Annotated in this window: 1 protein-coding gene and 2 rRNA genes; all 3 read right to left on the reverse strand. The window is 54.2% G+C overall.

What is annotated here, in order from left to right:
• Positions 1-6: 6 nt before the first annotated feature.
• A 5S ribosomal RNA gene (gene rrf, locus EZI54_RS23285) occupies positions 7-122 on the reverse strand.
• A gap of 95 nt (positions 123-217) precedes the next feature.
• A 23S ribosomal RNA gene (locus EZI54_RS23290) occupies positions 218-3,109 on the reverse strand.
• A gap of 118 nt (positions 3,110-3,227) precedes the next feature.
• A partial coding sequence (locus EZI54_RS24935; RefSeq protein ID WP_207389327.1) for a hypothetical protein occupies positions 3,228-3,456 on the reverse strand: 229 nt, incomplete at its 5' end.

Genomic DNA, 3,456 nt, shown 5'->3' on the forward strand with positions numbered 1-3,456 from the left:
TTAGGAGCCTGACGATGACCTACTCTCGCATGGGCAAACGCCACACTACCATCGGCGCTGGTCCGTTTCACTGCTGAGTTCGGGATGGGATCAGGTGGTTCCGGACCGCTATGGTCGTCAGGCAAAACAGGTGACCACTGGGTTGGGACAAGATTGCAAGCAGCTTGCGCTGGGTATAGCGACTTCCTGCGTTATCCGCAGTTGGCTTGGGTGTTATATAGTCAAGCCGCACGAGCAATTAGTATCGGTTAGCTCAACGCCTCGCAGCGCTTACACACCCGACCTATCAACGTCCTGGTCTTGAACGGCTCTTCAGGGCCCTCGAGGGGCCAGGGAGATCTCATCTTGGAAGGGGCTTCCCGCTTAGATGCCTTCAGCGGTTATCCTGTCCGAACATAGCTACCGGGCAATGCCACTGGCGTGACAACCCGAACACCAGAGGTTCGTCCACTCCGGTCCTCTCGTACTAGGAGCAGCTTTCCTCAAATCTCCAACGTCCACGGCAGATAGGGACCGAACTGTCTCACGACGTTCTAAACCCAGCTCGCGTACCACTTTAAATGGCGAACAGCCATACCCTTGGGACCGGCTTCAGCCCCAGGATGTGATGAGCCGACATCGAGGTGCCAAACACCGCCGTCGATGTGAACTCTTGGGCGGTATCAGCCTGTTATCCCCGGAGTACCTTTTATCCGTTGAGCGATGGCCCTTCCATACAGAACCACCGGATCACTATGACCTGCTTTCGCACCTGCTCGACGTGTCTGTCTCGCAGTCAAGCGGGCTTGTGCCATTACACTAACCGTACGATGTCCGACCGTACTTAGCCCACCTTTGTGCTCCTCCGTTACTCTTTGGGAGGAGACCGCCCCAGTCAAACTACCCACCACACAGTGTCCTCATCCCCGATCAGGGGACCAAGTTAGAACCTCAAACAGGCCAGGCTGGTATTTCAAGGTTGGCTCCATGCAGACTGGCGTCCACACTTCAAAGCCTCCCAGCTATCCTACACAAGCATGCTCAAAGTTCACTGTGAAGCTATAGTAAAGGTTCACGGGGTCTTTCCGTCTAGCCGCGGATACACCGCATCTTCACGGCGATTTCAATTTCACTGAGTCTCGGGTAGAGACAGCGCCCCCATCGTTACGCCATTCGTGCAGGTCGGAACTTACCCGACAAGGAATTTCGCTACCTTAGGACCGTTATAGTTACGGCCGCCGTTTACCGGGGCTTCGATCAAGAGCTTCGCACGAATGCTAACCCCATCAATTAACCTTCCGGCACCGGGCAGGCGTCACACCCTATACGTCCACTTTCGTGTTTGCAGAGTGCTGTGTTTTTAATAAACAGTCGCAGGGGCCTGGTATCTTCGACTGGTCTCGGCTCCACCCGCAGGGGCTTCACCTACTACCAGCGTGCCTTCTCCCGAAGTTACGGCACCATTTTGCCTAGTTCCTTTACCCGAGTTCTCTCAAGCGCCTTGGTATTCTCTACCTGACCACCTGTGTCGGTTTGGGGTACGGGCTCTCGTGACCTGAAGCTTAGAAGATTTTCCTGGAAGCAGGGCATCAATGACTTCGCGCTGCAAGCAGCACTCGTCGTCGCATCTCAGGATTGAGGACCCGGATTTGCCTAAGTCCTCTCCCTACTTGCTTAAACCGGGACAACCGTCGCCCGGCTCACCTAGCCTTCTCCGTCTCTCCATCGCAGTCACGCGAGGTACGGGAATATTAACCCGTTTCCCATCGACTACACCTTTCGGTCTCGCCTTAGGGGCCGACTCACCCTGCGCCGATTAGCGTTGCGCAGGAACCCTTGGTCTTCCGGCGTGCGGGTTTTTCACCCGCATTATCGTTACTCATGTCAGCATTCGCACTTCTGATACCTCCAGCATGCCTCTCGACACACCTTCGCAGGCTTACAGAACGCTCCCCTACCCCGCATACAAAGTATGCAGCCGCAGCTTCGGTAACCAGTTTGAGCCCCGTTACATCTTCCGCGCAGGCCGACTCGACTAGTGAGCTATTACGCTTTCCTTAAAGGGTGGCTGCTTCTAAGCCAACCTCCTAGCTGTCTTCGCCTTCCCACATCGTTTCCCACTTAACTGGTATTTGGGGACCTTAGCTGGCGGTCTGGGTTGTTTCCCTTTTCACGACGGACGTTAGCACCCGCCGTGTGTCTCCCGGATAGTACTCACTGGTATTCGGAGTTTGCATCGGTTTGGTAAGTCGGGATGACCCCCTAGCCGAAACAGTGCTCTACCCCCAGTGGTATTCGTCCGAGGCGCTACCTAAATAGCTTTCGGGGAGAACCAGCTATCTCCGGGCTTGATTAGCCTTTCACTCCGATCCACAAGTCATCCCCTGGCTTTTCAACGACAGTGGGTTCGGTCCTCCAGTGCGTGTTACCGCACCTTCAACCTGCTCATGGATAGATCGCCCGGTTTCGGGTCTATGTCCACCGACTAAGTCGCCCTATTCAGACTCGGTTTCCCTACGGCTCCCCTAGATGGTTAACCTCGCCACTGAACATAAGTCGCTGACCCATTATACAAAAGGTACGCCGTCACCCCCGAAGGGGCTCCGACTGCTTGTACGCATACGGTTTCAGGATCTATTTCACTCCCCTCACAGGGGTTCTTTTCGCCTTTCCCTCACGGTACTGGTTCACTATCGGTCAGTCAGGAGTATTTAGCCTTGGAGGATGGTCCCCCCATGTTCAGACAGGATTACACGTGACCCGTCCTACTCGATTTCACTGAACTCAGGTTTCGGATACGGGGCTATCACCCACTATGGCGGCACTTTCCAGAGCCTTTTCCTACCAGTTGTTCAGCTTAAGGGCTGGTCCCCGTTCGCTCGCCGCTACTGAGGGAATCTCGGTTGATTTCTTTTCCTCGGGGTACTTAGATGTTTCAGTTCCCCCGGTTCGCCTCCAATCCCTATGGATTCAGGATTGGATACCTGGCCGTAACCAGGTGGGTTTCCCCATTCAGAGATCGCCGGATCAAAGGTTGTTTGCCACCTCCCCGACGCTTATCGCAGGCTTCCACGTCTTTCATCGCCTCTGACTGCCAAGGCATCCACCGTATGCGCTTAGTTGCTTGACTATATAACCCCAAACCAACTGTTTAACCGCTCTGTCGACCGAAGCCTCCAGGTTGGTTCCACAGTGTCAGCAGCCTTTTGCCCTGCCGACGCTTGATCCAAGATTAAGCAACCCAACGATTAACACCGGATAACGCTTGAAATCGCTATCATTGGATTCTTCGTTTCGGAGATAAAGAAACGAATCATCCGCTTTGCAATCTTGTCCGCATTGTTAAAGAGCATGTCTGACCCAGTGATCAGAAAGAAGGACTTCGAAGTCGATCGTTCATCAACCCGAAACACTTGTTTCTGCACACTGACCGTAGCCAGGGTATCCGTAAAGTTGGTGGAGCCAGGCAGGATCGAA

The organism is Marinobacter halodurans, assembly GCF_004327985.1.
GTDB lineage: Bacteria > Pseudomonadota > Gammaproteobacteria > Pseudomonadales > Oleiphilaceae > Marinobacter_A > Marinobacter_A halodurans.